Here is a 23,647-nt window from a genome sequence, read left to right as displayed (position 1 = left end):
GGCAACAGCAGCAGTGTAGCCGATGAGCTTGATGGCGACGTGGATGTGGTGAATATCTTCTCAACGGATAAGGCCTTTGCGGCACTGCGAGCGGATGGCTCAGTAGTGACTTGGGGGGATTCCTCTTATGGTGGTGACAGCAGCAGTGTGGCGTCTAAGTTAGATGGTACTGTAGATGTTGTACGGCTGTTTTCAACTAAGTGCGGGTCGAGTACATCGGGAGGCGCATTTGCAGCATTGCGTGAAGATGGTTCCGTAGTAGTTTGGGGAGCCTTCTCTTATGGTGGCGGATTGTACGTCGGCATGGAAACAGAACTCCATGACGTTGTCGATATTTCACATATTGGGGCTGATTGGCTGTCTGGCCTGCTAGAATCTGAACCGAACGGGACCTTTGCGACTGCCAATGTTATCGTTTTTGGTGAAGCAATTACCGGCCAGATTGCAACATCGGATGACCTTGATGTGTACATGCTGACGGCCAGCGAGGCTGGTGTTGCTTCAATAAGTTTTGATGCGCCGACCAATAGCTCACTCAGAGATTATTTTATAGTGAACGTTTTTGACGCTGATGGCACTGTTTTGTCGAGCCAGTCTGCCGGAAAAGATTTTTCATTCCAAACGAGCTTGCCTGAAGCGGGTGATTACTATGTTGGTATTAACGCGGGTGATTGGTATCACGATGCAGGTCAATATAACCTGACCGTCACGACCAAATCCCTCGATAATAATGGCTATGAATATGAACCCAATGACGAGTATGCCAATATTCTGGTTTCAGGTCTTGTCAAACGCGGCAAACTGGCTACGGCTTACGATATCGACAGGTTCCAATTGCAAACCACGGACGCGGGTTCGCTGACAATTCATTTTGACGCACCGACCACCAATACAACAATTAGTAGTTATTTTTATATACATGTGTTTGATGAAGATGCAAATTTACTGGCACGTCGTGCCTGCAATCAGGATGTGGATTTTGAGGTTAATGCACCTGAAGCCGGTAATTATGTTGTTGAGATTACTCATGGCGCATATTATGATCCGGGCGAATATGCACTGAAGGTAACAGAGACCGTCGGCACTGTTTTACGTGAAAGCGAAATCAATGATAGCCAAGAAACTGCGGATACTATGTCTCTGGACGAAAGTATCCATGGGCAATTGTCTTTATTTAATGATAAAGACTATTTCGCTTTCACGATGGGTGCGTCAGGTAATATCACGATTGATTTTGATGGACCATCCAACAGTACATGGATTAATTACTTTGCCATTGAGCTTCTGGACGAATCAGGGACCCTCTTGGCCAGCCGCGATACTGGAAGCGATGTTTCACTTGAAACGACGGTTGATGCCGCTGGTGTCTATTACATCAAGATTGAGAGGAGTAATGATTTTCATAACGATGGAGAATATCGAATAACGGTTAGCGCGATATTGGATGAACCTGTACCGGACAATGCGTTGAAGGGAACCCCTTTTGGCGACTCGATTACAGGCACCTCTGGCGACGATTTGATTTACGGGCTTGGAGGCAACGATCTCATCAATGGTTTGGACGGAAGCGATACGGTCGTATTCCGCGCATCATCCGCGCATCTCTCGATCAACACTGTCCAGGGATTGACTACCGTTCGAGGTGATTACGGCGCAGGCGAGTACGCATATTCGGTCAGCCGGTTGTGGAATGTCGAGAATCTCAAAACTCAATCAGGCACGGAAGCACTCTCCTCCATGAGTGTGACTCCTTTGCTAGGTACGGTTGCTGGCGAGGTGATTCGCGGAACGACAGCCGACGACTTGATCGATGGTTTGGGCGGCAGCGACTTCATAGACGGTGGGGAGGGTAACGACACGCTGGCGTTGTTCGGTGCCAAAAGCCATTTCATGGTTCTGACTGTGGCAGGGATCACCCGTATTCAAGGTAGTGACGCTACAAATGAGTACGCGGGCCACACCCTGAAAACCATCAATGTCGAAAATCTGGCGTTTAACCAAAACCAGACGTGTTTGCTGCAAACCACCAGCGCTAACAAGATATTCGGTACACAATCCGCTGATAGATTGACCGGCACTAATGGTGATGACGTTTTTGATGGCCAAGGCGGCAACGACCAGATTGATGGTGGTGCGGGCAATGATACCATAGCAATCTTCGGAAAGATGGCCGATTTCACTATGACCTATCCTTCAGAAACAGATGATCGTTTGCTGATTCAGGGAAAAACAGGCACACCGTATGCCAGGCAAACCCTCACCGCGACCAACATTGAAAGCATTGCTTTCGTCGATAACACCATTGCAGTCACCAATCCGCCGAAAGTGGTGCTGTCACCGGCCAGCCTGAATGTGGCAGAGGGCGGTACAACCTCTTCGCTTTCTGTGGCCTTGTCCGCAAAACCGACCAGCACGGTCAGCGTCAACATCAATACGGGTTCGCAGCTGAGCGCGAGCAGTATGCAACTGACCTTTGATTCGACGAATTGGTCGACTCCGCAAACGGTCACCGTCAGCGCTGTGGATGATGCAACTTATGAAAAGCAACACAGCGGAATGCTAACAGTCTCGGTTCAAACCAGCGACAGTCTGTATGCGGGACTCACCAACAGTACCCTTAACTACACTATTTCCGATAACGATACCTCAAACCTTGGCGCGGTTTCCGGAAAGTTTTGGAACGACTTTGACAAAGATGGGCTCATGGAGAGCAGGGAGACTGCGCTGTCAGGCTGGACAGTTTTTGATGACAAAAACAGCAACGGTAAGCTGGATAGCGGAGAGGTGAGCGGCACTACGGGTTTGGATGGATATTATGTGCTGGAGGACTTGACGCCAGGCTCTCACACCATCGTTGCTAAAGTTAACAATGGCTGGACGCCCACGTATTCCAACCATAGCGCAGCCAGTGCTACCATCATAACTAACACTGGTTCGGATGGTGAGGTCAGCGTCGAAACTCTGAGTTCAGAAGAAGTCAGTGAAACTGCGGCGCAAGAAACCTATAGCAATCTCGGCAGGGCTACCAACATTGCGGCCTACCATGCGGATTCACGTTTTGCTGATATCAATGGTCAAGGCTATTCGGTTGTTGTCATCGATACGGGAATTGATCTGGACCATTCATATTTTGGAGCTGACTCGAACCATGACGGTATCTCCGACCGTATTGTTTACAGTTACGATTTTTATGGAAAGGACGACAATAATGCAAGTGACGGCCAAGGCCACGGAGCTCATGTGGCTGGTATTATTGGTTCGTCAAATGTCAATTTCCCCGGTGTGGCACCTGAGGTTAATATCATTGCACTGAAGGTTTTTCCTGATGGTGACGGGGGAGCATTTAATTATGATATTATTCAGGCGCTGAATTGGGTGGTACAAAACACAACAAGATATAATATTGCAGCGGTAAATCTTTCTTTGGGTGATGGGCAATTCAATACCACAAGTACAATAGGTTATTGTTCGAGCCAGCTTAAGTCGCTTGCAAATATTGGAGTTACTGTAGTTTCTGCTTCTGGTAATGGCTACGCAGAATATCAAAAACAGGGAGTATCGTATCCATCATCAGATCCATATTCGCTGTCGGTTGGCGCTGTTTGGACCGGGTCAGGTACTTGGGGTTCCCTCCAGACAGGGGTTCCCGATGCCATAGCATTTTTTTCACAGCGGGATGACGAGCTTTCGGATATTTTTGCTCCGGGTGTTTTAATATATTCCGCAGAGAATAACGGGGACGTCATCCAAATGTCTGGCACCAGTATGGCCTCGCCAGAAATTGCTGGCATGGTTGCGCTTGGACAGCAGTTGGCGGAACAGGAGCTTGGCAGAAGGCTAACGTTTAACGAAGTTCACGATCTGTTATATCAAACCGGTAATGACATTGTCGATGGCGACGACGAGAACGATGTTGTCCCCAACACCGGCCTGACCTTCAAGCGTGTAGATATGCTGGCTTTTGCCGAGGCGATTCTCGAACTTAAACCCCTCGTTTCTCAAACTGTTACGATTACCGCAGGCACTACTGTAATTGATAAAAACTTTGGTTTTGCCGCCACTACGGATGTTCAGGCGTTGGGGGCTGATGACCTTATTATTGGCACTACCTGGGGCGAAATCATACGTGGTGGTGCTGGTGCTGATCAAATCAGTAGCGGCGATGGAGATGATGAGCTCTATGGCGAAGACGGTAATGACCTCCTCAAACTCGAAGGTGGTGATAACTATGTTGATGGCGGTAATGGTTTCGACATAGTTCAGTATGCCGGTGTTTATGCCGATTACCATTACAGCTATGACATAGCAACTGATACTTGGACAGTGCAAAGAGCAATCGATGATAGTGCGGAAGGGACTGGTAACACCGATACGATCACCGGCATGGAATTATTCCGATTTGCTGGTGAAGAAGGTGACGACGATCATCCGGCAGAGGCCCACGATTGTACAGTTGACGTTACCTACTGGAAGAGTGGCGCTGCTATCGAAGGTGTGACCAGCTGCTTGACTGACACTGGCAACGACCAGGAAAGAACTTGTCTGACCGATGGAACCGGCAAATCAGATTTTACCGGTTTGATTCAGGCTGAGTATGAACTTGAAGCATTAAAAACTGTAGATGACAGCCTGGTTGATACGGTTCAGGTTTCGGATGCCCTTGCTGCGCTGAAAATCGCGTTTGGCGTTAACCCGAATGGTGGCGGAAGTGAGGTTTCCAACTACGAGTATATAGCAGCCGATGTGAATCAGGATGGTACTGTTAAGGCTTCAGATGCCCTTGCTATTCTCAAGATGGCTATTGGATTCAATAAGGCTCAAGAGCATGAGTGGCTATTCGTGTCAGATGATATTGCTGAGGTAGTAATGAGCCGAACGAATGTTGACTGGTCAGAAGTTGCTCTCGATATTACCATCACCAGTGACACACAGATTGACCTGATCGGGATTGTAAAAGGAGATGTCAATGGAAGTTGGACGCCAGAAGCAGCATAGTTAAGTTTTATGAAAAAACCTTTTGTTTTCCTGTTACAAGTAATTGTTTTGTTCGTAAACTCCATCACAAAAACTTTCAGGGATGGAGTAATTATCGGCGAGTTTAAATGCAGAACGGAGTGATAATGGCTGTGCCATCACGGTCGATAACCGATCCAGCCATCAACCGCATTTCCATCATATCCCCCAAAAAAAATCACATCCCTGGAATGCGCGGGATGTATTTCATCTTCGACAACTTGTAGTAATACCCCCACCCCTTCTTCAGCCAGTGGCCGACTATCGGCATCGGGATGAACATTTCGCTGTGGCCGGTGCGATAGACGAAGCCTGCGCCGTCGCCGGTGTCCATGACGCAGAGGACGTTCAGGTGCTCCTGGTAGCCCTTCATCGGCTCCTGATGGCCGAAGTGTTCGGCCAGGCAGTTGTTGGCCGCGCACTCCGCCATGAACTCCGCGATGTGGCCCTGCTTGGCTTTCCACTCCGGCCCTTCGAGCGCCGCTGAATCGCCGACGGCGTACCAGGTGTTCACGCCGACCACGCGGCAGAAGTCGTCGATTTTGACGAAGCCCGCCTCGTTGAGCGGCAGGTCGGATGCCTTGACGACGCTGTGGCCCGATCCGGCGGGAATGAACATCGTCAGATCGCTCTGGAGCTTGCTGCCGTCCTCGAACACCACGCCGTCCTTCTCGAAGCGCGTGATCTTCTTGCCGTAGCGTTGCCTGAAGTTCTTCGCCTTGAACATTTTGGCCATCATGTCGAGCGCTTTCTGCCCCATTTTCTGGCCCGGCGAAGCCATCGGGGCGAAGAAGGTCATCTCGAAATTGTCGCGAATGCCGAGCTTGGTGAGCTTGTGGTGCAGGTTGAAAAACAGCTCGAAACCGGGGCCGCCGCGCACACCGCTGGGGTCTTTCGGGTTGCCGCCGAAGCCGAAGGCGATCTTGCCGTGCCCGCGCTCGATGAGGGCGTCGATCTTTTCCCGCAGGCGGAGCGAGTGCTCCGGCGCGCCGCAGATCGAGAGCGTGTGCTCGACGCCTTCGTGCTTCACTTTGTCCGATCCGAGCGCAATTACGAGGAAGTCAAAGTCGCTGCGGACGCCCGCTTTTTCAAGCGCGACGGAGTCCCGGCTGGCGTCGATGGTCGTCACCTTGTCGAGCGTCAGCGAAAATCCGTGCTTCCGCGCGAGCTTTTCCAGCGGGAAAGCCACGTTTTTGAACTGCTCCGTGCCAACCGGAATCCAGATGGCGATCGGGTAGATGAACAGAAACTCCCGGTCGGAAACCACCTCGACCTCGAATCCACGTTTGCGGAACGAGATCGCCGCCGCAACGCCGGCAATGCCTCCGCCAAGAATCAGGACTTTTTTCACAACGAACGATTTCTATGGGTTGATGCCCGGGGGCACATTGGTAAGGCCGTTAATATACGGTTATTTTGGTCATATGCCAATAAAACCCAAAAAGAGAGCCTGATTCTTTCCGGAACGAACTGCTGCTGATGGGGTGTTGTTGGTTCTTAAATAACTTTGCAAAGTCGATGAACGCCGCTCTCCACGATTTATCCGGAACAGGCGGCCAACTCCCCAATCGACCAGACATGCGGATTCTTCATCAAAACAGGGAACCGTCTCATGCAACAAACTCCAGACGATCTTTCCATGGTCTTCGAAGGCGCTGCTGGCCAGGGAGTCAAGACCATCACGGCGCTGCTCCTGCCCATCCTGAAGAACAGCGGCTACCACCTCTTTTCTTGCAACGAGTACATGTCACGCATCCGCGGCGGCAGTAACACCACCGAGATCCGTATCACCGGCAAGAAGCGGCAGGCTTGCATCGACCGGATCGACATTCTGCTTGCCCTGACGCCTCACGCTTTTGACAGACTTCGCCATCGCCTGCGCGACCGAACGCTGGTTTTCGCTGAAAAGGAGCAGTTCGGCGATCATTGCGATCAGCGCTGCATCGACACGCCACTAAGCGAGCTGGCCGCCGAGGCGGGGGGAAAAGTCTATGCCAACATGGTGGCGCTGGGAATCGTGCTGGCCGTTATCGGTACTCCTCTCGAACAATGCAGCGATTTTTTGCGCGAACAGTTTGCCGACAAGGGGGAGGAGGTTGTCGAAAACAACCTCAAAGCCGCCAGCCTCGGATACGATTTTGGCTTGAAGGTGCCCGAAGCGAAAAACCTGAAGGTGCCGGAACCGGCTCTGCAAAACGGCAAGGAGCTGCTGCTCATGAACGGCACCTCGGCGCTCGGCATCGGAGCGGTTGCCGCCGGATGCAATTTCATCTGCTCCTATCCGATGTCGCCCGGCACCGGCGTGCTGACCTTTCTTGCGAAGCGATCCGCCGATTTCGGCATCGTGGTCGATCAAGCCGAGGATGAAATCGCCGCCATCAACGCCGGGCTTGGCGCTTCCTACGCCGGAGCGCGCGCGCTGGTGACCACCTCCGGCGGCGGCTTCGACCTCATGCAGGAGGGCTTCAGCCTTGCGGGCATGATCGAAACGCCGATTGTCATCCACATCGGCCAGCGCCCCGGCCCGGCCACCGGCCTGCCGACCCGCACGGAGCAGGGCGACCTTGCGCTTGCGCTGCACGCCGGGCACGGTGAGTTCGCCCGCGCGATCTACGCGCCCGGTACGCTCGAAGAGGCGATCGAAACCATGCAACATGCGTTCGATACCGCGCAGCAGTACCAGATTCCGGTCGTCGTCTTGAGCGACCAGTATCTGCTGGATGCCGAGACAACCATCGCGATCGATGAGATCAAGCGTCTTCCGACGGAGCGCGGCATCGTCGAAACCGATGAAAATTACAGGCGTTACGCCTTTACGGAAAACGGCCTGACTCCGCGCGGCGTGCCCGGATACGGAACGGGAATCGTGCGGGTGGATTCAGACGAGCATGACGAACAGGGGCTGATTACCGAGAGCTTCGAGATGCGCCAGAAGATGATGGACAAGCGGCTCAAGCGGCTGACGGCGCTCCGGGAGAACGCCTTGCCGCCAACGGTGATTGGCGATCCTCGCAGCGCGGAAGTCGTGGCGATCTCGTGGGGATCGAACAGGGGAGTGCTCGAAGAGGCGCTCGACCGCATCGGTGACAGCCGTATCGCCGGAGTGCACTACGCGCAGGTTTTTCCTCTCAGGCCAAACACCGCCGCGCTGCTGGGGAACGGGCGCAGGAAAATCGCCGTCATCGAGAACAATGCCCTCGGCCAATTCGCCGATCTGCTCCAGCGGGAGAGCGGCATCGTCGCTACGCATCGTATTCTGAAAGCCACCGGTGAACCGTTCAGCGTCGAAGAGGTCATCGAAAAACTCAGGGAGGTCGTCAATGGATAAGCAGCGAAAATTCGATATGCCTGCGGAGACCGACATTGCCTGGTGTCCGGGTTGCGGCAACCACATGCTTCGCAAGTCGGTGCTGGGCGCGCTCGAAGCGCTTGACGTCGCTCCCGAAAATCTCGTGATGGTCTCCGGCATCGGTCAGGCGGCCAAAGCGCCGCAGTACCTGAACGTCAACATGTTCAACGGCCTGCACGGCCGCGCGCTTCCGCCGGCGATGGGCATCCGGCTCTCGAACCGCAACCTGACGGTCGTCGTCGAATCGGGCGACGGCGACATGTACGGCGAAGGGGGCAACCACTTTCTGCACGCCATCCGCCGGAACTGCGATGTCACCATCATCGTGCACAACAACATGATCTACGGCCTCACCAAGGGCCAGGCTTCGCCAACCTCGCAGCGCTGCATGACGACGCCCGTGCAGACGGGCGGCGTGCTGCTCGAACCGTTCAACCCGCTGGCCGTCGCCATTTCGCTCAATGCGCCGTTCGTGGCCAGAGCGTTTGCGGGCAACGTCGAACAGACGCAATCGATCATCATGGAGGCGATCCGGTTCAAAGGGTGCTCGATTGTCGATGTTTTCCAGCCCTGCGTCATCTTCAACAAGCTGAATACGTATCAGTGGTTCCGGGAAAACACCGTTGAGCTGCCGGAAGATCACGACCCGTCGGATCGCATGGCGGCGCTGGAGATGGCCTTCAGAGAGGACAAACTGCCGCTCGGCGTGTTCTACCGGAACGCCGGACGCGAACTCTATGAAGAGCTCGCGGGCATCGGCGACACGCCGCTTTTCCGGCAGACGCCAGCCAGCGACGAAGCTTTCCGGATGATGCTCGAAGCTTTCAGGTGAGGGAAAAGTCGATCAGTTCTGCTTGACGAGTGAAGAAACAAGCGCCTCGTACTGGTCGATAATGCGGTTTAATTCAAATTTCTCTTTGGTAATCTGTTTGGCTTTCGCGCCGATTGCGTGATAATCGGCCTGTAACAGGCAAGCGACCCCTTGGGCAAGTTCAGCCGGGTCGTTTGGCGACACGATGACGCCGTTTTCCAGGGTTGTAATGATATCGACAAGCCCGCCGCCAGAGGTCGCAACAACCGGCCTGCCGGAGGCCATTGATTCAAGGGCGCTCATGGACATGCCCTCTTCAGGTGATGGATTTACGGTGATGTCAAGTTCACTTAACAGTTGAGGAACGTCCTGTCTGAATCCTGTAAAAGCGACCTTGCTGTCGAGATCGAGATCGACCACTCTTTGGCGAAGAATATCCTTCAAGGGGCCGCTCCCTGCAATGACGAATCGCGCATTCGGAATTTGCTGAACAATGCCCGGCATTGCTTCGACAAAACTCTCAAGGCCCTTGCCATAAACCAGCCGGGAGAGTACGCCAATCGTAATGCGTGATTTGTCACTGGCTGAAGTTTGGATATCGAATATTGCCGTATCGAGTCCATCATAGATCACGTCAACATGGCGTTCTTCGAGCCAGTAATCCACCAGAAGTTCGCGCTTGATCTTGTCTGAAATGGCAACCACCCTGTTGGCAAGCATACCGTAGAGCAGGTGGTTGAGTTGCCGCTTGAATCCTTTTTTCCGGAAGGGAACGTTTCTGGTGATTATTGCCGGTTTGCCGCATACCCGGGCGGAAATCGTTCCGAGCCAGTAAAACCTGGGTGAATGGATGTCGATGATGTCGATGTGATGCTCACGGATTTTCCTGATGATTTCAGGCGCTACGAGCAGGTTGATGTCGGACCGTGGGTCGATGTTGAAAAACGGCATTTCGTCCTTTGCGAGACGTTTCGACATTTCATTGCCCGGCAGAGTGCAAACCAGTACGTTATGACCGCGCTTGACAAGCTCTTTGCTGAAAAGGAACAAGCGGTTCGCGCCACCTGACCATTCACGGGTAGCATCGAAAAACAGGATGTTCATCTTGCTTTTTCCTCCTTCACGGGTTGGATAGTAAATCCGTCAACCGCGGCAAGCCATTGCCCCTTCGCGATTTGATGCGGATCGACGGTGTGCATTCCATCACGGTTCCACGAGTCGTTTCCGGCCTGAAGCACCGGATCGGGGGATACCGGCTCCTCCCGGTACGTGGTCGGGGTCAGTTCTGTGATACTGAACGCCCACACCTTGCTGCCATACTGCGGGGTCTCGTCTTGCGCGAAACGGTAAAGGTTCCCGCCATCGGCAATCACCCGTCCTCCGGGTCGGGCAAAGTGAGGGCTGCCGGTTACGACCGGACTCGCGGGATGCTCTTTCCATTCGCCCGCTAACTCTTCAGCGCAGAAAAGGTAAAGGCTCCGGTTCCTGCCGTAGCTGAACAGGTACCAACGATCGCCATGCCTGAACACCGACGGATCAACCCAGGGTTTCCGGCTATCGCCCTTGCCAATAGTGCAGACCGGCTCCCACTGTTCAGGATATGCTTTGGAACGGAAAATCCTGATACAGCCGGAATCGCCGCATTCAGGGATCATATACATATCGTCCTTCCAGGCAAACACATAGGGATAGGAGAGATGATGCCGGTCACGCAGAACGATGCTTCGGTATTGCCATTGCACTCCGTCGCGGCTGGTGGCATAGCCGATCTCTCCCTTGTCGCGCCTGTCGTTCAGGACTTCAAAAAAGAGGCGCCACACGCCATCCTTGTCTTTTGTCATGAAGGGATCGGCGACGAATCGCGCCCGTACATCGGTCACGTCATCCGCGGAAAGCACCGGATTGACCACACCGGTTGCCGGTCGAAGTTCGATCGGGGAGACTCCTTCATAGATGCCGATGGCCCATGTTTCACGGCTCCGCCTGAGCTTTTTTTTCCGGAGATGCTTCTGGTAACGCTTGGTGAACAAGGCAATCGCTACCGTCAGCACGACGGCGATCAAAAACACAAGAAACATGATTTTTCGCGGCGAGAACCTGTGACGGGAAAGTACGGCATAAATGACTGATAATTTTAGCGAATTTAGTCAGAAATCACTGAACAAACAAACAGCCACGAAGGCTTGCAAACGGGTGATGGTTGTTATTACTTCGGGAACAATAAATCACAAAAGTCAGCGTAGAAAGAGATTGCTCTAAAAGCCTTATTTATATCGCTTTACTCATAAACCTCATCCCGAAAGCTTTCGGGGCGCGGCAATTGTTTGAAGTGTTTTAATGGCTGCCAGAGTATTGGCAAGAGCAATCTGGTGCAAGCCGGATCAATATCCGGTTCATGAAGCAAGCTATGCTGACGTTGCGTATATTGGGTGTGTATCCCGCAACTTTTGAGCTGAAACCATGAGTGACCGAAACCACGCTTTCTCCAGCGATGAACCGCCGGAAATTCAGGTGCACCCGCACGACCGCTACCATGCCGTGATCGACAGGTGCGCCGCGTTGCCGCCGCTCGTGACCGCCGTGGCGCATCCGGTTGACAGCCATGTGCTTGCCGCCGTTTCGGATGCCGTGCTGGAAAATCTCATCTCGCCGATTCTCGTCGGGCCTGCCGGACGCATCGAAAAAGCGGCTGATGAAGCGGGAATCAATCTCTCGAAGTGGCAGGTGATCGACACGCCGCACAGCCACGCCGCGGCTGAAAAAGCGGTCGAGCTGGCGGTTTCGGGCCAGGCCGGGGCAATCATGAAAGGCTCGCTGCACACCGACGAACTGCTCGGGCCGATTGTCGCCCACGGATCGGGACTGCGCACCGGGCGACGTTTGTCGCACTGCTATGTGATGGACACTGCCGGATACCACAAATGGCTCATCGTCACCGACGCCGTCGTGAACATCTCGCCGGATTTGTGCGCCAAGGCGGACATCTGCCGAAACGCCGTCGATACTTGGGTGGCGCTCGTCGGCGAGTGGCGCTCGCCGAAAATCGCCGTGCTGGCCGCCGTGGAGGTGGTCAATCCCGCTATGCAGGCCACGCTCGACGCCGCGGCGCTCTGCAAAATGGCGGAGCGGAGCCAGATCACCGGCTGCATCATCGACGGCCCGCTGGCCTTCGACAACGCCATCAGCAAGGAGGCTGCAAATGAGAAGCACATCGTCTCGCAGGTCGCGGGCGACGCAGACATCCTGCTTGCGCCGGATATTGAAGCGGGCAACATCCTCGCCAAGCAGCTCACCTTCATCAGCCACGCCGACGCGGCGGGCGTGGTCATGGGTGCGAAAGTTCCGGTTATCCTCACCAGCCGCGCCGACAATCTGCGCACCCGCCTGCTCTCATGCGCGCTGGCCGTGCTGGTGCGGCAGGCGAGGGAAGAGGGGAGAATCAAATAATATTCCTCCCCTTCTTTGCTGTCCACCAAGTCCATTACGTCCGCACCGTCCGCTATTGCTGAAACAGCGATAAATTCATTTCTTGAACAAAAACAACCATGCCCCTTTTGCAGCAACTCCTAACCTCCGGAGCGCTCCGACGTGCTTGAAATCTACACCGGCAACCGGCTCGAAACGCTGGTATCGGCCTTCGGCGACATGGCCGCAGCCTCGCCGCTCGCGTCGCCCTTCGAGCGTGAGTGGATCGTGGTGCAGAGCCGGGGAATGCAGCGGTGGCTCTCGATGCGGCTCGCCGCGCAGTTCGGCGTCTGGGCCGGGGCGGAGTACCCGTTCCCGAACGCGCTCTTGCAGCGGCTCTTCGAGTGGCTGGGGCTGTCGGAGAAAACAGCGGGCGAGAGCTTCTCCAAAGAGGCGATCTGCTGGAGCCTCGTGCGCCTGTTGCCGGAGATGCTCGAAGGCGACTCGTTCGCGCCGCTGCGAGGCTACCTCGATGGCGACCGCGACGGGCTGAAACTCTTCCAGCTCTGCGGGCGCATCGCCGACACCTTCGATCAATACACCCTGTTCCGCCCCGACCTGCTCGCCGCGTGGGAGGCGGGCGGTGACGATGTTGCGCAGGATTGGCAGCCGGAGCTTTGGCGCTCGCTCGTCGCCGAAAGCGTGGGCAAGCATCGCGGCCAGCTCCAGGCGGAGTTTCTCCGGAAGGTGAAGGGTGCGCGGCTGCCTGACAATTTTCCGAAGAGGGTTTCGCTCTTCGGCGTTTCGTACATGCCGCCATATCACGTCGAGATGCTCCAGGCGCTCGCCGCGCGGATTCCGGTCAACCTGTTTCTTTTGAGTCCGACGCAGGAGTTCTGGACGGACATCGTTTCGCGGCGGCGGCTGTTTCGCATGAGCGAGAGCGAGCGGGCGCTGAGCATGGAGGGCAATCCGCTGCTCGCCTCGCTCGGCAAAAGCGGCCGCGAGTTCGCCGAACTGCTGCTCGACGTGGGCGAGGTCGAGGACGAGTATGATCTTTACATCGACCCCGGCACGGAGACGCTGCTTCGCGCCTTGCAGTCCGACATGCTCAATCTGCGCGGCGACGGAGCGGAAGAGAGCCATCCGCCGCCCGCCGCCAGCGACCGCTCGGTGCAGGTGCACTCGTGCCACAATCCGCTGCGCGAGGTCGAGGTACTGCGTGACAATCTGCTCGATCTGCTCGAACGTTTGCCCGGCCTCGAACCGCGCGACATCGTGGTGATGACGCCCGACATCGAGACCTACGCGCCCTACATCGCCACCGTGTTCGGAGCCAGCGGCCCTGGGGAGCCGCGCCTGCCGCACTCCATCGCCGACCGACGGATGCTCGACGAGGGCGGCGTCGCCCCGGCGATGCTCAAGCTGCTGGAGCTGTACGGCAGCCGCCACACCGCGCCCGCGCTCTTCGATCTGCTTTCGTCGCCGCCGGTGAGCCGCCGCTTCCGGCTCCGTGAAGAGGAGCTCGACACGGTGCGCCGATGGATCGAACAGACGCGCATCCGCTGGGGCATGGACGAGCGCTCGCGCGGCAAGCTCGGTCTGCCGCCGTTCCGCGAGAACTCGTGGCGAGCCGGGCTGGAGCGGCTGCTGCTCGGCTATGCGATGCCGGACGAAAGGCGGCTGTTCGATGGCGTCCTGCCCTTCGAGGTGGCGGGCGAGGCCGAAACGCTCGGCAAGCTGGCGGACTTCATCGACGCCGTCGATCAGCTCTCGAAGCGCTTCAGCCGCCCGCGACCGCTCGGCGAGTGGCGGGAGCATTTCCTCTGGATGCTCGACAGCTTCATCGAGGCCGACGACGATTCGGAGCGCGAACTGGCGCACGTCAAGGCGGAGATCGACCGGCTGACCGCGCTTGCCGAGCACTCCGGTTTTGCGGGCGAGGTTTCGGCGCAGGTGATGATCGCCTGGCTGCGCGCCCGGCTCGAACAGTTCGAGATGGGCCTCGGCTTCATGACCGGCGGCATCACCTTCTGCGCGATGCTGCCGATGCGCAGCATTCCGTTCCGCGTGGTGGCGATGATCGGCATGAACGACGGCGCATTCCCGCGCCAGCAGCGCCCGCCGGGCTTCGACCTCCTCGCCCGCGAGCCGCGCAAGGGCGACCGCTCCGTGCGCGGTGACGACCGCTACCTTTTCCTCGAATCGATCCTCTCGGCCCGCGACGTGCTCTACCTCAGCTACGTCGGCCAGAGCGTCCGCGACAACAGTGAACTGCCGCCATCGGTGCTGGTCAGCGAGCTGCTCGACGCCGCCGAGCGTGGCTTCGAGTTCCCGGCGGGCGAGGATGCCGCGTCACGTCTGGTCAAAAAGCACCGGCTTCAGGGCTTCAGCCCGGCTTACTTTGCCTCCGGCTCCAAGCTTTTCAGCTACTCGGTGGACAACTTCCGGGCGCTCGCGGGACGCAATTCAGTGACGGAGCGCCCCTTCATCGAAGCGCCGCTCGACAGTCTTGCCGACGAGAAGCTGACGGTGACGCTCGACGATCTCGTCCGGTTTTTCGCCAATCCGGCGGCGTATTTTCTCGAACGGCGGCTCGGCCTCAAGCCGTCGGCCGCTCGCCAGCCGCTCGAAGAGCGCGAGCCATTCGAGGCGGTGGGACTCGAACGCTATGCGATGCGTCAGGAGCTGCTCGAAGCGCTGCTCGAAACAGGCGACGGAGGCGCGATGCTGCCGCTGTTCCGTTCGCGTGGATTGCTTCCTCCGGCGACGCACGGCGAGCTGCTGTTCCGGCAGTTACTTGCCGAGGTCGAACAGTTCGCTGCGAAGGTGCGGGAGCTGAAGGGGAGCGGCGAGTTTAGTCAGCTCGACATCGATCTCGACATCGCCGGATTCCGCCTCACCGGAACGCTCGACCACCTCCTGCCGACCGGCCAACTTCTCTACCGCTGCGCGAGAATGCGCGCGCAGGATCGCCTCCGCGCGTGGCTGTTACACCTCGCGCAAAACGCCGCCAAAAACGGTGAGGTGCACGAAACGCGCATCGTCACGCTCGACCGCTCGATCCTCTACCGCCCAGTCACCGGAGCAACCGAACGCCTCGAAGCGTTGCTCGACCTTTACGGCGAAGGCCTTGCAGAGCCGCTGCCATTCTTCCCCCGCGCCTCGCTCGCCTGGGCCGAAAAGGCCGGAAAGCCGGAGGAGGAGCGCCGCAAAGCCGCGCTTGGCGAGTGGCTCGACGGCTTTGGCGGGCGAGAAGGCGAAGGCAGCGACCCGGCCATCCGCCGCTGCTTCGGCGAGGCGCCGCCCTTCGGCGAGCGGTTTGAAAGCATCGCCGACAACCTGCTGCAACCGATGATCGAGCACGGAGGGAAGGGATGAGAAGCAGGCAACACTTTCTCCGTCAGGACTTCCAATGTGATGATTGGTTTCAGCATCATGCTGGTTCATTCGATGTCTTGCCGTTCAATTGCCCCGGACTTCAGTCCGGGGATAGAGCGGTAAATATAAAAATCAGGGCTTCAGCCCAATTTCTTCTCTTGCTCTTTGGGGGACATTTCGTCGCTCCCGATCTTTTGAAAATGATTGGGCTAAAGCCCTGATATATTTTGTGTTATCCATAAACCCCGGGCTGAAGTCCGGGGCAATTGTTTGACAATTTTAATGGCCGGATTACTAAACATCCTCGATCACGCCGCCGTGGCGCTTTCCGGCATGAACCTCATCGAGGCGAGCGCGGGCACCGGCAAGACCTGGGCGATTGCCTCGCTCTACCTGCGCTTGCTCGTCGAGCGGGAGCTGCGCCCCGAAGAGATTCTCGTTGTCACCTTCACCGAAGCGGCCACGCAGGAGCTTCGAGGGCGAATCCGCCGCCGCATCCGCGAGGCGCTCGACGTCATGCGCGGCGAGAGCACGGAGGATGATTTTCTCGTTGCCATGCGCGACCGCGCCGAAGCGTCCGGCTCGACCGAAAAGGCCGCCCTGCTGCTCGAAGCGGCGCTCGCCGGGTTCGACATGGCCTCGATCTTCACGATCCACGGCTTCTGCCTGCGGGCGTTGCAGGATCACGCCTTCGAGAGCGGCGCACTCTACGACACCGAGCTGATGGACGACCAGTCCGCGCTTGCCGGGCAGGTGATCGACGACTTCTGGCGGGAACGCTTTTTCGGCAGCGCCCACCGCCTGCTCGCCTACGCGCTTCTGAAAAAGTGGACGCCCGACAGCCTCGCGGTGTTTCTCCGATCCTTGCAGCTCTCGGAGCGCGACGTGGTGCTTCCGCTCTATGGCGAATCGGAGATCGAGCGGATCGAGAACGAAGCGCAGGCGGCGTTCGACGAAATTTGCCGGATCTGGCGTGACGAGCGAGAAGCGCTGTCGGAACTTCTGCGAACGAGCAAGGCGCTGAGTCGTGCGGAAAAATTTTATCGGGATGACAAAGTCGAGCCTTTGCTGTCAGTACTCGACGAGTTCGCGGCAGGCGGCAATCCCTTCGCGCTTTTCGACGGTTTCGGGAAGCTGACCGCCTCCGGCGTCGCGGCAGGCCTGAAAAAAAACGCTACGCCGCCCGCGCATCCGCTCTTCGAGGCCTGCGAGCGGCTGCAGGCGGCGGCGGATGAACGGTTGCTCGCGCTGAAGTCCGAGCTGGTCGCCTTCTGCCGCCAGCGTTTGCCGGAGCGCAAAAAGGAGGGCAACATCCGCTTTTTCGACGATCTGCTTACCGATCTCTACCACGCTCTCGCCGACGGCCCCGAAGCCGTTGCGCTGGCTGAGGCGTTGCGCAACCGCTACCAGGCGGCGCTGATCGACGAGTTTCAGGACACCGATCCGGTGCAGTACGACATCTTCCGCCGCATCTACTCCGGTTCTAATGCGCCGCTTTTCCTCATCGGCGATCCCAAGCAGGCGATCTACAGCTTCCGTGGCGCAGATATTTTCGCCTATTTCCAAGCCGCAAGCGACGTCGGCCAGGAGCGGCGCTTCACGCTCAACGCCAACTGGCGCTCGACTCCGAAGCTGCTCGACGGTTTCAACCGGCTCTTCGAAGAGGCCCGCCACCCCTTTGTCTTCGACGGCATTCCCTCGCCGCCGCTCGTGGCGGGTCGAGCCGCGCCCGACGGAGCCGTATCCGACGTTCCGCCGCTCGAAATCTGCCTGCTCGAAGCGAGCGACGGCGACGGCAGCCTGAAGAGCGGCGACGCTGCGAGCTTTGCGGCGGAGGCGTGCGCCTCGATGGTGGCCGAAACGATCGGCGGCGGCGCGGATGCGAGCGGCATCGCGGTGATCGTGCGCACCCACCGGCAGGCCCGGCTGATGCAGGCGACCCTTCGCAAGGCGGGCATCGTCTCGGTAATGCGCAGCGACGAGAGCGTGTTTGCCTCCATCGAGGCCGAGGAGGTGCGCATTCTCGTGACGGCGCTCGCCGATCCGGGCCGCGAGCCGCTCGTGCGGGCGGCGCTCGTCACGCCGCTCTTCGGGCTGAACGGCAGCGACATCGCCCGCCTCAACGCCGACGAAAACGCCCTCGCCGCACGGTTGCAGGAATTCCGGGAGTATCACCGGCTCTGGCGGGAGCGCGGCTTCATGGTGATGGCCCGCGAGCTGATGCGCCGCGAAGGGGTGCGCGAACGGCTGCTGGCCACCGCCGGGGCATCCGGCGAGCGGGCGCTGACCAACGTGCTGCACTGCTTCGAGCTGCTGCACCGCGAGGCGCATGCGCGTGGGCTTGGCATGGAGAGCCTCGTGGCGTGGTTCAGCGAGCGGGTGGCGAGCCGCGAATCCGGCGAGGAGTACCAGATTCGGCTCGAAAGCGACGAACCGGCGGTCAAAATCGTCACGGCGCACGTCAGCAAAGGGTTGCAGTACCCAGTCGTTTTCTGTCCGTTCCAGTTCGTCAGAGGAGGCGATAAGGAGGACGTGGTTCTCTGCCACGACGACGCGGGCCGGATGGTGCGCGATTTCGGCTCGGCGTCCATCGACCGGCACCGCGCAGCCGCCGCACGGGAGACGCTCGCCGAGAACCTGCGCCTCTTCTACGTCGCCCTCACGCGGGCCGAAGAGCGCTGCATCTTCTTCACCGCCCGCATCGTCGATGGCCGCAAAAGCGGCAAGCCGCCGCAGCTCACCCCCGCTTCGTACCTGCTCTATGCGTCGGACGATGCCAAGCAAAGCGCCGAGCCGGTCGCCGAAGCCGTGCAGGAGCTTCAGGCCATCGGGACGGATGAAATGGCGCAGAAACTGCACGCGCTCGCGGACAATTCGGGCGGCGCGATGCAGGTTCGTCGCCTCTCGTTTGGCGACGAATTCCGTGCATCCGTTGTCTGTCCCGTCGTTGCTGAACGTCCGGCGCTCGTGCTCCGGCAGTTCAAAGCGAGCCTCGAAACCGAGTGGCGGATCGCGAGCTTCACCGCCCTCAGCCGCCACAAACACACGGCCTTCGAGCTGCCCGATCGCGATGAAACCCTTACGGAACCCGCCGCCGCGCCGGTCGCGCTGCCCGACGGGGATCGCTCCATCTTCGCCTTTCCGAAAGGGGCCGGAGCGGGCATCCTCATGCACTCGATCTTCGAGACACTCGACTTCGCCACGCCCTCCGCCAGCGCCATCGACGAAGCTTGCGCGACGGCGCTCGGCAAGTACGGCTTCGACGAGGAGTGGCAACCGGCCCTCGCCGACATGGCGCGGAAGGTGCTCGCGACTCGGCTCTCCTCGCCGGACGGCTCGTTCACCCTCGGCGGCCTCAAGCCGCGCTCGTGGCAGTGCGAGCTGGAGTTCTTCTTCCCGCTCAGGCGCATCACCGCCCCGGAGCTTGCCGAAACGCTCGCGAAATACGGCGTTATCCCGTCCGGCACCGATCCCGCCGCCGCATTGCAGGCACTCGACTTCGCGCCGGTGAAGGGGATGCTGATGGGCTTCATGGACATGGTGTTCGAGGTGCGGGGGCGCTACTGGCTGCTCGACTGGAAATCGAATCACCTCGGCAATTCGGTCGAAGAGTACCGCCGCGAGCGGCTCGACCGGGCGATGCAGGAGAACCTCTACCGGCTGCAATACCTGCTCTACACCGTCGCGCTCAACCGTTACCTCGCGCTGCGCGTACCGGGCTACCGCTACGACACGCACTTCGGCGGCGCGATCTACGTCTTTCTGCGCGGCGTCAGCGCCGAACGCGGCGAACAGTTCGGCTTCTACCGCGACCACCCGCCCGAAGCGCTGATCCGCGAACTCGGCGAGCTGCTCGTCGAAACCGGAACAGGGGAGGGGGATTGATGATCGACTTCATCGAACGACCGATTGACCGGCAGGCGGCGGCGTTCCTCTGTCGGGACGCGAAGGACGATACGGGCGTGTTGCCCACGGTCGTTTCGCTGCTCAGCCAGGCGGTGGGGCAGGGGCATGTCTGCCTCGATTTGGAGGAGATCGCCGGGCAGCTTGTGCGGATTCCGGGCAGCGACGAGCCGCTGCGCCTGCCCGACGCCGACAGCCTCGTCGCCGCGCTTCGCTCGCTGCCGACGCTCGGCGGGCAGGGGGAGCACCGCCCGCTGATTCTCGACACCGCCGGGCGGCTCTACCTTTATCGCTACTTCCGCTACGAGGCGCTGCTGGCCGAAGCCATTCGCGCCCGCGCCGCATCGGAGAGCGGCGGCATCGACGAAGTCGCGCTTGCCGGGCAGCTCGACCGCTACTTCGCACCCTCCGAAAACGCGGAGGATCGCCAGCGGCAGGCTGCGCTGACGGCACTTAGGCGGCGCTTTTCGGTCATCTCCGGCGGCCCCGGAACCGGCAAAACCACCACCGTGGTGCGCATCCTCGCCCTCATGCTCGAACAGCCCGGTGGAGAGCGGATGCACATCGCCCTGGCCGCGCCCACCGGCAAAGCCGCCGCGCGGCTCGCCGCGTCCATCGCCTCGCTTCGGGACACGCTGCCGTGCGCTGACGAGGTAAAACGCGACGTGCCCGGCCAGGTCACGACGATTCACCGCCTGCTCGGCACGTTGCCCGGCTCGACCGGCTTCCGCCACAGCGAGCGCAACCCGCTGCCCTGCGACGCGGTGATTGTCGATGAAGCCTCGATGGTCGATCTGCCGCTCATGACGGCGCTCATCACGGCGCTCCCGCCGCAGGCCCGCCTCATCCTCATCGGCGACCGCAACCAGCTCGCCTCGGTCGAAGCCGGAGCCGTCCTCGGCGACATCTGCCGCGCCGCCGAATCGCCCGGCTCCGCCGTCGCCGGATGCGTCACCGTGCTCGACCGCAACTACCGCTTCGGCGACGGCTCCGGTATCGCCGCCCTCAGCCGCGCCGTCAACGCAGGCGACGACCGCGAAGCCCTCCACCTTCTCGCGGACGCCGGTTCCGGCACCATCGCTCTCGAAGCGACGCCGACACGCGAAACGATGAAAAAGCGCCTCGCCGCCCCGGTGCTCGACGGCTTCCGCGCGTATCTCGAAGCCGAAACGCCCGTCGAAGCGCTGCGCCTCTTCGACCGCTTCCGCATCCTTACCGCCCTGCGCGAAGGCCCGTGGGGAGCCGCCGGCACGAACCACGCCGCCGAAACGCTGCTCCACGGAGCCGCGCTCATCCACCTCGACAGCCAGTTCTACCGAGGCCGCCCCGTGCTCGTCACCGAAAACGACTACATCCACAAGCTCTTCAACGGCGACACCGGCATCATCCTCCCCGACCCCGAATCCGGCAACCTGAGAGCCTTCTTCGCCGCCCCCGACGGAACCGTCCGAGCCATCCCCCCGGAGTTCCTGCCCAGGCACGAAACCGCCTTCGTGATGACAGTACACAAAAGCCAAGGTTCGGAGTTTGACAGAGTTCTGATGGTTTTGCCGCCAGAGGATACTATTTTGCTAACAAGAGAGCTGATTTATACCGGGATCACGAGAGCGCGGCAGTCCGTGACGATCTGGAGCGACGAGGGCGTTCTCAGCGCTGCGGTGAAGCGCCGGACGGAGCGGAGAAGTGGGTTGAAAGAGAAGATTATAATTTGATTTTATGTACATTTAATTGTATAATCAAAAAGAATTATATGTTGTTTTTCTTATTGCTTACAGGCAGATTTGTTGTTGTGCTTCGCAACATAATTATAGACGTAAGGGGGTTTTGCTCCTTTTCGTATCCTTATTGCACGGCGTTCAATGTTCGCTGTCAGTTGTTCTGAGGTCGCATAGGAGTGCCTGTAAGCAATTTTTTATACGATAACAAAAAATGTCTACTTTACTTAGATTAAGAACAGCAAAAAATCTTAAAGATTTATCTGTTATCTTAGGTTATGAGCCAAAAAAGCTCTCATATATCTTATATAAAATACCTGAACAAGAAAAATATAATTCGTTTGAAATAAATAAAAAGGACGGAGGAAAAAGGTTAATAGAAGCTCCGATCCCACAAATAAAAAAACTCCAAAAACATCTTTGCAATATATTAACATTGTGCTCTGTCGAGTTAGCTAAAGACTCTCCTAATAATATTCTTTCACATGGCTTTAAAAAAGGATCCTCGATTCAGACAAATGCACAAAAACACAAAAACAAAAGATTTGTCCTTAATTTTGATATTAAAGATTTTTTCTGGTCAATAAATTTTGGAAGAGTGCGTGGGTTTTTTATCAAAAACAAAGATTTTTTATTAGATGATAAGGTCGCTACAATTATTGCGCAGATAGCATGTTACAATGGACGCTTGCCTCAAGGAAGTCCAACATCTCCCATTATCTCAAACTTGATTGCACACTTATTAGATATTCGTTTGGTTGGAGTGGCCAAAAAATATGGTTGCGTTTACTCTCGGTATGCTGATGATATAACGTTTTCAACAAATCAAAAAGAATTTCCATTAGATTTGGTAAGGCGTAGCTCTGAAAATCCAGAATTATTACTACTGGGCACACCGATTGAAGAAGAGGTTAAACGCTCTGGTTTTTGTGTAAACCCTTTAAAAACAAGATTAAAATATAGAGATACAAGGCAAGTAGTAACAGGTCTTGTCGTAAATAAAAAAATTAATGTCCGCAGTGAATATTATCGTTTAGCAAGAGCGATGTGTCACTCATATTATAAAACAGGAAAATATTTAATTCCCTCAAAAATAAGCCCTATTGATATACCAAGTACACTCTGTGATAGTGACGTAAAAGCTGATTTAAATCGATTGGGTGGTATATTGAATTATATATTTTATACTCGAAACTATTCTGATCAGAGATGTCTTCGAGATAAGCAAGATAATAAGAGTGGAATATGGAAGATGTATCGAGATTTTATCTACTTTAAGATATTTGGCGCACTTGAACGGCCATTAATTTTGTGTGAAGGGCCAACTGATAGTATTTATCTTAAAGCTGCCATAAAGAGTCTTCATAATGAATATCCTGAATTGATTGAAAAATGTAGTGAAAGATTCATTTATAATATTAGTTTTTTAAAATACTCAAAGACGATAAGAGAATTGCTTCATCTTACTGGAGGTACAGGAGAATTAGCCAACTTTGTTGGATATTATGCTTCAATGGCTAAGCAGTATGTTATATGGAATCCAATGCACCCTGTTATTATCGTAACCGATAATGACGGAAAAAGAAAAAATGCAGCGACAAAAGTGTTTGCTGCTGTAAAGCAAAATTCAAAAAATAGCCATCCAACGACAGAAGATGATTCAGATTTTTTCCATATCAACAATAATCTATACCTAGTAAAAATGCCGCATATAAATAATAAAAAATAGACCATTATTGAGGATTTTTTTGATGATAAAGTTTTAAACACTGAAATGAATGGGAGAAAATTTAGTGCCGATAATGATGCTGACTCAAAAACATTCTACACAAAAGCTTTTTTTGCAGAGAATGTTGTCGCCAAAAATGCCCACGGTATTAATTTTAATGGCTTTAAACCTATTTTAAATCGCCTTGTTATGACCATAAAAGATTATTATAATCAAACCGATATGGATTGTTTGAAAAGATAATTAATTAAATCTCTATGGGATATATTCCCCGAAGCTCTGCTTCGTTAAAGATAAAAGTGTAATAATTGAGCACATATATTCATAAAAGTCATAATGTA

12 protein-coding genes are annotated in these 23,647 nt (G+C 56.3%); 9 read left to right on the top strand and 3 right to left on the bottom strand.

Annotated features, from left to right (window positions below):
- Positions 1 to 39: 39 nt before the first annotated feature.
- Complete coding sequence (locus EST62_RS13930) at positions 40 to 4,995, top strand: S8 family serine peptidase (protein WP_209019412.1); 4,956 nt, start codon at positions 40 to 42, stop codon at positions 4,993 to 4,995.
- 196 nt (positions 4,996 to 5,191) lie between these two features.
- Here the strand turns inward: EST62_RS13930 and EST62_RS06655 are convergent, their stop codons facing one another.
- The gene (locus EST62_RS06655; RefSeq protein WP_129051331.1) at positions 5,192 to 6,364 is read right to left on the bottom strand and encodes an NAD(P)/FAD-dependent oxidoreductase; all 1,173 of its coding nucleotides are present in this window, start codon (positions 6,362 to 6,364) and stop codon (positions 5,192 to 5,194) included.
- A gap of 261 nt (positions 6,365 to 6,625) precedes the next feature.
- Between EST62_RS06655 and EST62_RS06650 the strand changes: the two genes are divergently transcribed.
- Positions 6,626 to 8,341 carry a 2-oxoacid:acceptor oxidoreductase subunit alpha gene (locus EST62_RS06650; RefSeq protein ID WP_129051330.1) on the top strand — a complete coding sequence of 572 codons (1,716 nt, stop codon included), beginning with the start codon at positions 6,626 to 6,628 and terminating at the stop codon, positions 8,339 to 8,341.
- Positions 8,334 to 9,194, top strand: coding sequence for a thiamine pyrophosphate-dependent enzyme (locus tag EST62_RS06645; RefSeq protein ID WP_129051329.1), 861 nt, complete (start codon positions 8,334 to 8,336; stop codon positions 9,192 to 9,194). Before EST62_RS06650 ends, EST62_RS06645 begins: the two co-directional genes overlap by 8 nt.
- Positions 9,195 to 9,206: 12 nt before the next feature.
- Here EST62_RS06645 and EST62_RS06640 read toward each other — a convergent pair whose 3' ends face one another.
- Entirely contained in the window at positions 9,207 to 10,277 is a 1,071-nt protein-coding gene (locus tag EST62_RS06640) for a glycosyltransferase family 4 protein (RefSeq protein WP_129051328.1), read from the bottom strand.
- Positions 10,274 to 11,251, bottom strand: coding sequence for a hypothetical protein (locus EST62_RS06635; RefSeq protein ID WP_129051327.1), 978 nt, complete (start codon positions 11,249 to 11,251; stop codon positions 10,274 to 10,276). Before EST62_RS06635 ends, EST62_RS06640 begins: the two co-directional genes overlap by 4 nt.
- Positions 11,252 to 11,633: 382 nt before the next feature.
- Here EST62_RS06635 and EST62_RS06630 point away from each other — a divergent pair, with 382 nt between their 5' ends.
- The 6 genes from EST62_RS06630 (at position 11,634) to EST62_RS06605 (ending at position 23,549) form a co-directional block, all read left to right on the top strand.
- Positions 11,634 to 12,620, top strand: a complete 987-nt coding sequence (locus tag EST62_RS06630) for a phosphate acetyltransferase (protein ID WP_129051326.1) — start codon at positions 11,634 to 11,636, stop codon at positions 12,618 to 12,620.
- A gap of 141 nt (positions 12,621 to 12,761) precedes the next feature.
- Complete coding sequence (gene recC / locus EST62_RS06625) at positions 12,762 to 15,959, top strand: exodeoxyribonuclease V subunit gamma (RefSeq protein ID WP_129051325.1); 3,198 nt, start codon at positions 12,762 to 12,764, stop codon at positions 15,957 to 15,959.
- 282 nt (positions 15,960 to 16,241) lie between these two features.
- Positions 16,242 to 19,844: an exodeoxyribonuclease V subunit beta gene (recB, locus tag EST62_RS06620; protein ID WP_129051324.1), complete on the top strand. Its 3,603-nt coding sequence runs from the start codon at positions 16,242 to 16,244 to the stop codon at positions 19,842 to 19,844.
- Positions 19,844 to 21,574: an exodeoxyribonuclease V subunit alpha gene (recD, locus tag EST62_RS06615; RefSeq protein ID WP_129051323.1), complete on the top strand. Its 1,731-nt coding sequence runs from the start codon at positions 19,844 to 19,846 to the stop codon at positions 21,572 to 21,574. The genes recB and recD overlap by 1 nt, the downstream gene beginning before the upstream one ends.
- Positions 21,575 to 21,791: 217 nt before the next feature.
- Complete coding sequence (locus EST62_RS06610) at positions 21,792 to 23,306, top strand: retron Ec67 family RNA-directed DNA polymerase/endonuclease (RefSeq protein ID WP_129051322.1); 1,515 nt, start codon at positions 21,792 to 21,794, stop codon at positions 23,304 to 23,306.
- A 45-nt stretch (positions 23,307 to 23,351) separates the two neighbouring features.
- Complete coding sequence (locus EST62_RS06605; RefSeq protein ID WP_129051321.1) at positions 23,352 to 23,549, top strand: hypothetical protein; 198 nt, start codon at positions 23,352 to 23,354, stop codon at positions 23,547 to 23,549.
- Positions 23,550 to 23,647 lie beyond the last annotated feature (98 nt).

It is taken from the genome of Chlorobaculum sp. 24CR, from assembly GCF_004118635.1.
Lineage (GTDB): Bacteria > Bacteroidota > Chlorobiia > Chlorobiales > Chlorobiaceae > Chlorobaculum.
This window is presented reverse-complemented; position numbering and strand designations above follow the sequence as displayed.

Coding starts and splice junctions, on each gene's coding strand:
- EST62_RS06640 (WP_129051328.1), bottom strand. CDS start 10,277: ATGAACATCCTGTTTTTCGATGCTACCCGTGAATGGTCAGGTGGCGCG.
- recB (WP_129051324.1), top strand. CDS start 16,242: ATGGCCGGATTACTAAACATCCTCGATCACGCCGCCGTGGCGCTTTCC.
- EST62_RS06610 (WP_129051322.1), top strand. CDS start 21,792: ATGTCTACTTTACTTAGATTAAGAACAGCAAAAAATCTTAAAGATTTA.
- recD (WP_129051323.1), top strand. CDS start 19,844: ATGATCGACTTCATCGAACGACCGATTGACCGGCAGGCGGCGGCGTTC.
- EST62_RS06605 (WP_129051321.1), top strand. CDS start 23,352: ATGAATGGGAGAAAATTTAGTGCCGATAATGATGCTGACTCAAAAACA.
- EST62_RS06635 (WP_129051327.1), bottom strand. CDS start 11,251: ATGTTTCTTGTGTTTTTGATCGCCGTCGTGCTGACGGTAGCGATTGCC.
- EST62_RS06630 (WP_129051326.1), top strand. CDS start 11,634: ATGAGTGACCGAAACCACGCTTTCTCCAGCGATGAACCGCCGGAAATT.
- EST62_RS06650 (WP_129051330.1), top strand. CDS start 6,626: ATGCAACAAACTCCAGACGATCTTTCCATGGTCTTCGAAGGCGCTGCT.
- EST62_RS06645 (WP_129051329.1), top strand. CDS start 8,334: ATGGATAAGCAGCGAAAATTCGATATGCCTGCGGAGACCGACATTGCC.